8 protein-coding genes are annotated in these 7,448 nt (G+C 44.4%); 2 read left to right on the top strand and 6 right to left on the bottom strand.

Annotation, left to right across the window (positions count from 1 at the left end; genetic code table 11):
- Positions 1 to 505 precede the first annotated feature (505 nt).
- Complete coding sequence (locus tag CAG57_RS10275; protein ID WP_161426812.1) at positions 506 to 1,702, top strand: glycine C-acetyltransferase; 1,197 nt, start codon at positions 506 to 508, stop codon at positions 1,700 to 1,702.
- Positions 1,699 to 2,730: an L-threonine 3-dehydrogenase gene (tdh, locus tag CAG57_RS10270; protein WP_161426811.1), complete on the top strand. Its 1,032-nt coding sequence runs from the start codon at positions 1,699 to 1,701 to the stop codon at positions 2,728 to 2,730. Before CAG57_RS10275 ends, tdh begins: the two co-directional genes overlap by 4 nt.
- Before the next feature lie 121 nt (positions 2,731 to 2,851).
- Here the strand turns inward: tdh and CAG57_RS10265 are convergent, their stop codons facing one another.
- From CAG57_RS10265 to CAG57_RS10240, 6 genes are all read right to left on the bottom strand, one after another.
- Positions 2,852 to 3,085: a thioredoxin family protein gene (locus tag CAG57_RS10265; protein WP_099610906.1), complete on the bottom strand. Its 234-nt coding sequence runs from the start codon at positions 3,083 to 3,085 to the stop codon at positions 2,852 to 2,854.
- Between the two features lie 9 nt (positions 3,086 to 3,094).
- Positions 3,095 to 4,099, bottom strand: coding sequence for a permease (locus tag CAG57_RS10260; protein ID WP_161426810.1), 1,005 nt, complete (start codon positions 4,097 to 4,099; stop codon positions 3,095 to 3,097).
- A 180-nt stretch (positions 4,100 to 4,279) separates the two neighbouring features.
- On the bottom strand, positions 4,280 to 4,810 hold the full coding sequence (locus tag CAG57_RS10255) for a sigma-70 family RNA polymerase sigma factor (protein WP_202597768.1): 531 nt from the start codon (positions 4,808 to 4,810) through the stop codon (positions 4,280 to 4,282).
- Positions 4,811 to 4,850: 40 nt separating this feature from the next.
- Positions 4,851 to 5,915 (bottom strand): ACR3 family arsenite efflux transporter, encoded by a 1,065-nt coding sequence (gene arsB, locus CAG57_RS10250; protein WP_161426808.1) that lies wholly within the window; start codon positions 5,913 to 5,915, stop codon positions 4,851 to 4,853.
- 45 nt (positions 5,916 to 5,960) lie between these two features.
- Positions 5,961 to 6,299 carry a metalloregulator ArsR/SmtB family transcription factor gene (locus CAG57_RS10245; protein WP_099610903.1) on the bottom strand — a complete coding sequence of 113 codons (339 nt, stop codon included), beginning with the start codon at positions 6,297 to 6,299 and terminating at the stop codon, positions 5,961 to 5,963.
- A 187-nt stretch (positions 6,300 to 6,486) separates the two neighbouring features.
- The gene (locus CAG57_RS10240; RefSeq protein ID WP_161426857.1) at positions 6,487 to 7,239 is read right to left on the bottom strand and encodes a substrate-binding periplasmic protein; all 753 of its coding nucleotides are present in this window, start codon (positions 7,237 to 7,239) and stop codon (positions 6,487 to 6,489) included.
- Positions 7,240 to 7,448 lie beyond the last annotated feature (209 nt).

Below are 7,448 nucleotides of genomic sequence, written 5' to 3'. Positions count from 1 at the left end.
ATATCCCCTTCCTACTTGAAGCTGCACGGGTGTTGGCTACGTTCTTTCACCCCAATCAACTAGCCTGTCTATGCTGATGGGGATTGACTCACTTGTCGCCTACCTGCCACTCCAAGTTGTTTGGGTATAAAATGTATTTTATTTGAGTTCTTCATTGGGTGTTTCATCGTCAATTGCCGAGTTATTGCGACACAAACGCACTATTCTGGCAGATTAATGACCAATTAGCCCTTGTGTATCATTTTTAATATTCACTTTTGTGATCTGTGCCAAGGTTTATTGATATTAATTTTATATTCCTCAGTCGTTTATTTGTGATTTTATTTCATAAATGATTTTCCACAACCCAAGATAATGCTCTCTCTAGACATCGATTACACTTACACTGATTCAAAGTTCCACCATTGTAAAGCCTGTTATGTCAGTGGCTTTACAGTGTAAATGGGAAATTTACTAAATGGTTCCACATCGTGAACGAGCAAGAATATTAAAGAAGGAAATAGCAATGTCTTGTGATTTTTATCAACAAATACGCCAACAGCTGGATGATGTTAAAACCGAAGGTCTCTATAAGTCTGAACGTGTGATCACCTCACAACAACAAGCGGCGGTTTCTATCTCAACCGGTCAAGAAGTGCTTAACTTTTGCGCCAATAATTATCTTGGTTTGGCTAATCATCCGGCTTTGATTGAAGCGGGTCAGCAAGGTATGGCGACCCATGGTTTCGGGATGGCTTCGGTACGTTTTATCTGTGGTACGCAAGATATCCATAAGCAGCTTGAAGAGAAGCTGTCTGCTTTCCTGGGCAAAGAAGACACCATTCTTTACACCTCGTGCTTTGATGCGAACACCGGGTTATTTGAAACACTACTTGATAAAGAAGATGCCATCATCTCTGATGCGCTGAATCACGCTTCGATCATTGATGGCGTTCGTTTATGTAAAGCGATGCGTTTTCGTTACAGCAATAACAACATGCAAGAGTTGGAGCAGCAGCTGATTGCTGCTGACCAAGCGGGCGCACGCCATAAGCTGATTGTCACAGATGGTGTTTTCTCTATGGACGGCGTAGTGGCGAACTTGCCAGCGATTTGTGATTTAGCGGACAAATACCATGCTTTGGTGATGGTGGATGACTCCCATGCGGTGGGTTTTATGGGCGAAAATGGCCGCGGGACTCATGAGTACCATAACGTTATCGACAGAATTGATATTATTACCGGAACGCTAGGCAAAGCCATGGGCGGCGCTTCTGGTGGCTATACTTCCGGTAAGAAAGAAGTGATTGATTGGCTACGCCAGCGTTCACGTCCTTATCTGTTCTCAAACTCCGTCGCGCCTGCGATTGTCGCCGCTTCTTTGCGTGTTTTGGATCTGTTAGCTGAGAGTGGTGAGCTGCGCGATAAACTGTGGAGCAACGCGGCGCATTTTCGTACTCGTATGGAAGCGGCAGGTTTTACCATGGGCGGCGCTGATCATGCGATCATCCCGATTATGCTGGGTGATGCGAAAGTGGCCGCTGAGTTTGCTGAGCGTGCATTAGTGAAGGGCATTTACGTGGTTGGTTTTTCTTTCCCGGTAGTGCCAAAAGGTCAGGCGCGCATCCGCACGCAAATGTCTGCGGCTCACAGTCGTGAGCAGCTCGATAGAGCGATTGATGTCTTTATTGAAGTCGGCCAAGAGATGGGACTTATCAAATGAAAATTAAAGCATTAGCCAAGTTAAAACCCGAGCAAGGTATCTGGATGACCGAAGTGGATATGCCAGAGCTGGGTCATAATGACTTGCTGATTAAAATCAAAAAGACCGCCATTTGTGGCACCGATGTGCATATTTACAACTGGGATGAATGGTCGCAAAAAACCATCCCTGTACCTATGGTGGTGGGCCATGAATACGTTGGTGAAGTGGTTGGTATTGGTCAAGAAGTTCGCGGTTTTGAAATAGGAGATCGCGTTTCTGGTGAAGGTCATATTACGTGTGGTCACTGTCGTAATTGCCGTGGTGGTCGTACTCACCTTTGCCGCAATACGATTGGGGTGGGGGTGAATCGCACCGGTTCATTCTCAGAGTATTTAGTGATACCCGCTTTTAATGCGTTTAAAATTCCAGCCGATATTTCTGATGATTTGGCGGCGATTTTTGATCCCTTTGGCAATGCGGTTCATACAGCGTTGTCGTTTGATTTAGTCGGAGAAGATGTACTCATTACTGGTGCTGGCCCAATCGGTATTATGGCGGCAGCGGTGGCGAAACATGTTGGTGCTCGTCATGTGGTGATCACCGATATGAATGAATACCGCCTTGATTTAGCACGTAAAATCGGTGTAACGCGGGCGGTTAACGTCGCAGAGCAAACACTTGAAGAGGTCATGAATGAACTCGGCATGACAGAAGGCTTTGATGTCGGCCTTGAAATGTCTGGAGTGCCAAGTGCGTTTAGCTCGATGCTGCAAACCATGAATCATGGCGGACGGGTGGCTTTGCTAGGTATTCCACCTTCATCGATGGCGATTGATTGGAACCAAGTGATTTTTAAAGGCTTAGTCATCAAAGGCATTTATGGTCGGGAAATGTTCGAAACTTGGTACAAGATGGCAAGCCTCATTCAATCGGGCTTAGATTTAACCCCAATTATCACCCATCACTTCAAGGTCGATGATTTTCAAAAAGGCTTTGATGCTATGCGTAGCGGGGCTTCCGGCAAAGTTATCCTTGATTGGGAATAACCAACATAAACAAGAAAAGCGCTCCGAAAGGAGCGCTTTGGGAAAAATGGGTCACCTTTCTACTTATCAAATTAGGATTGGAACAGTTCGCTATTCGAAAACTGGTAAAAATTAGCGCTCCTTACTTTAACCAAGTTAAAATAAGCTCCGGTGTAGGGACTCCTCCTGCGTGAACCACTTCTTCATCCATGACGACGCCTGGCGTAGACATCACGCCATAATTCATGATCGTTTCAAGATCGGTCACTTTTTCAACCGAAACATCAATGCCTTGCTCTGCCGCAACTTTCTCAATCAGTTTCGCGGTATTGACGCAGTTGGCACAACCTGAACCGAGTACTTTAAATGCTTTCATGTTTATCTCCTAAAATTGCCAGAACGGTAAGTTAAATATCCACCCCATAACAGTAAACGCTGTTAGCAGTAGACCAAAAAGAAGCCCCAATAAGCGCCATTGCATCACTTGTTTTAGCATGACAAATTCAGGCACACTTGCGGCGACGGTACTCATACAAAACGCTAATGTCGTACCAATGGGAAGACCATTTCTCAGTAAACTTTCCATGATGGGAATCACCCCCGTTGCATTAGAATACAGCGGGATACCAATTAATACTGAAGCTGGAACAGACCACCACTGACCTGCGCCTAAGTGGGTTTCTATCCAGCCATCGGGTACAAAACCATGTAAGCCTGCGCCTATACCCACGCCAATAAACACCCATTTCCAAACCCGCCCGATGATCTCAACCATCTCCTGTTTGGCAAACTGATGCCGATATGAAAGCGTGATTGCGGCCTCTTCGTTGCTAACGTCTAGATTTCCTTGTGTATGTTGCCGGGCTTGGGCTTTCTGCATCGCTTTTGCAGCAAAAGGTTGCAACCAACGCTCTGCCCCTATGGCGTCTAAAAACCAGCCACTCAGTATCCCGATCAGCATCCCAATCAGTACATACAGGATGGTGAATTTCCAGCCAAGCAGGCTAAACAGAAGCAATACTGCGATTTCATTGATCAATGGCGAGGTAATCAAAAAAGCCATGGTGATCCCAAGCGGGATACCTGCGGAGGTAAAGCCAAGAAAAACGGGAATACTGGAACATGAGCAAAATGGGGTGATGGCACCGAAAACACTCCCCGTCACATAGCCAAAAAGACGCCGTTTGCCTGCAAGGTAGTGGCGCACTTTTTCAACCTTTAAAGAGGCGCGAAACAAAGCAATGAGGTAAATCATGACAACCAGCAACACCATTATTTTGCTGGTATCTTCAATAAAAAAGTGGACTGCATCTGCCAACTTAGTACCTTGCTGCATAGCAAACAGCTGATAGGTCATCCAATCAGCAAGATGGGTAAAGACTTCAAACATACCGGCTCCTTCAACCTCATAATTTGTCTTTATGTCACTAAGACGAAGTCAGTGCCGAAAGGATGCAGAATTTTTACTATGGTTAATGGCAAGATAACCCAGTAAGGTTCGCTTTACTCAGAAGAGGCAATGAATGCAGATTATGATGCGCCTGCCGTCGCCTATTCAGCTGTGACAATATTATCGGCTGTCGCTATCTTTGAAAAAGCAGCAAACACGCTGTTGTTCGTCGAAACGTATGTGGCATTGCGTTTGCAAAACGTGTTTAAGTTTTTGTCGGGCGCGTTGAATGCGCGACTTGGTTGCCACTAACGTAAGTCCATTTTGCTCGGCAAACGCCTGCTGAGTAAGACCTTGTAGATCACACTGTTTGATAATTTCTCTCTCAGATTCAGTCAGGTTTGAAAGTGCTTTTGGTAGGCATTGCGCAAGGCTATCGACGGCGGGGAGTTCATGCTCTTGCCATATCGACTCATTATCACTCAGCTCCTGAAATTGTTCTTGATTCGTCTTACGTTGCTTATCAATGAGCATATTCCGCGCCACCCGATATAACCACGCTCTTTGGTTTTGAATATCGCAAAACGCTTGCTTCTGCTGTAATGCTTTTAAGAAGGTATCTTGTAGTAAATCAAAACTCAGATCAGAATCGCCGGTTTGTTTCAGAAGCCAGCGGTAGAGTTCGGATTCGGAAAGATGCCATGTCTCCATAAGACATGGCACGACGGATGTTTGTTTCGATAGACTGGGCTTAAGCATAATATTTACGCTTCATTCTTAAAGCGACGTTAACCAAAGCGATTAAAATAGGTACTTCAACCAAAGGTCCAATCACACCAGCAAACGCTTGGTCAGAGTTTAATCCAAATACAGCGATTGATACGGCGATAGCCAGTTCGAAGTTGTTACCTGATGAAGTAAAGGCGATAGAAGCATTTTGGTCGTAAGGGATCCTCATACGTTTCCCGATGTAGAAGCTGGCAAAAAACATCACCATAAAATAGATGATCAGGGGGACTGCAATACGCAATACATCCATCGGTAATTCAATGATCATTTCACCTTTCAGGCTAAACATTAAAACGATGGTTGCCAAAAGCGCAATCAAGGTGATTGGTGATATACGTGGAATAAAAATCTCGTTGTACCACTGTTCCCCTTTTGCTGAGACCAATACTTTTCGGCTTAAGAAACCCGCTAAGAAGGGGATGCCTAAATAAATTAACACGCTTTGTGCAATATCCCAGATCGTGATGTCAACCACGAAACTTTCCAGACCAAAATAAGGCGGTAAAACGGTAATAAATAGCCATGCCATAAAACTGTAGGTGACAATTTGAAACGCGCTATTTAACGCAACCAAAGTGGCACCGTACTCTTTGTTTCCGCCACTGATGTCATTCCAAACCAACACCATAGCGATGCAGCGAGCAAGGCCGATCAGAATCAGCCCTACCATATAACCAGGTTGATCGCGTAAGAAAATGATGGCTAATGTGAACATCAAGATAGGGCCAACGATCCAGTTCATCACTAGAGAAAGTGTTATCGCGCGTTTATCACGAGTCACCTCACCTAAAAGGCTATAGTTCACTTTCGCCAATGGCGGGTACATCATTAAGATTAAGCCAATGGCAAGTGGGATATTGGTTGAACCAACCGATAGGCTTTCGTTCCACTGAGCCGCCTGAGGGAACCACACGCCAACTCCGACACCAATGGCCATGGCAAGGAAAATCCATACCGTTAAGTATCGATCAAGAAAGCTCATTTTTTCAGCAGCGCTGGTTTCGACACAGCTTGAGATATGACTCATAAAACCTCTTTTATTTGAAAATGATAAACCAACGGAATATAAACACTATTTGTTCACCTCATTCGAACATGACTTGCCTTTGATGATTTGCAATTCATGTTCAACGAGTGACCAATTATGATCAAGAGTGATCTCGAGCACTTGTTTGACCCAAGCGGGTAGGGCGGGATTGATTCGGTAGTAAACCCATTTGCCACGGCGTTCATCCAGAACAAGCCCGTGCTTGCGTAATTCGGCAAGATGCCGAGAAACTTTGGGCTGACTGAGATTCAGCGCCTCCATGAGGTCGCAGACACAAAGCTCTCCTTGTTTCTGCATTAAAAGCAGAGACTTAAGCCTCGTTTGTTCGGAAAGCGCTTTGTAAAGAAGAATTGGATCGAACATAGGAATAATTCGCTAATTACATTACATATGAAATATCATATATCTTATATTCCATATGTGTCAATGGTTAACTTAACGACTTTTTCTTTAGTCATTCGCTCAAATTAACGGCGGTAAAGTAGAATTTCCTCGTACCATAGACTCTAATCATCAAGAAAGGATCGAATTGGAATGGCGTAACCGTATGTTATCGGTAATTTTCCAGCACCGTATCTATGTTACCTTGCTCTCGAAATAGCGCCATTTGTTGATTAAATTCTGCTAGCAAATGGTGAAAAGACGAAGTTTTACTAATACATAATGAAAATTTGACTTCGGTTAATTGAATAGGGAGTTGGAGGATTTTCTCCTGCAAATTTAATTGAGCTATTAAATAATCAGCAACAATCTTATCGGTTACAACCACGTCGCCTCTGCCATGAGCCAACATGATGAGTGCATTGGATAAGTTTGACGTCAAAAAACGCTGAAACTTCTCCTCAGGGAAATGCTGATTACCCCAATGATTACCTTGATAATCGAGGATCAAAAAAGGGCTGAGGTCATCCATAGTCTGGGCGTTTTTTATTTGTGCGAGTTTCCCATTATTGGGGCTGACAAATAGATTCATCGGGCCGACAATGACAGCTTCTGTAGAGGCATCGGTATAAAGCAATCTATTCGCGGTCGCGATAGTAATAAAGGCGTCGGCTTGTCCTTGTTGCACCATTCTTTGTGCTCTTTCCCATGGATAGCCTCGATGAATAAGTTCAACTCCCATTCTGGTTTGTAGTACCTGATCAGCAATATCGATCAAAATGCCCGTCATATTGCCTTGTTGATCGCGAAAAGAGTAAGGGGGAAAATCCTCATAATAAACCAAGGTCATCAATGATTTCGCAACGGCGGATAGACTAAAAAAGCATAGAATCAGTAGAAAAAACAGCCTAGTTATAAACATAACCAACCTTCCTTAGGTGAAAAAGAACCTTTTGCTACTCATGGATTACCTAACTCGCTTAAGTGCATGTTGTCGATTTAAGCTATCCCTTTCCTACTTGAAGCTGCAGGGGTGTTGGCTACGTTCGTTCACCCCAATCACATCGCCTGTCTATGTCCATGGCGATGATGGGAGCCATCCGTGGCTCTCACCAAAGGCCAGCCTACGGC

The sequence above is a fragment of the Vibrio sp. V30_P3S12P165 genome, assembly GCF_009904905.1.
In the GTDB taxonomy this organism is placed as follows: domain Bacteria; phylum Pseudomonadota; class Gammaproteobacteria; order Enterobacterales; family Vibrionaceae; genus Vibrio; species Vibrio fujianensis.
The sequence above is the reverse complement of the archived record's forward strand: the minus strand, read 5'-3'. Positions and strand labels throughout refer to the sequence as shown.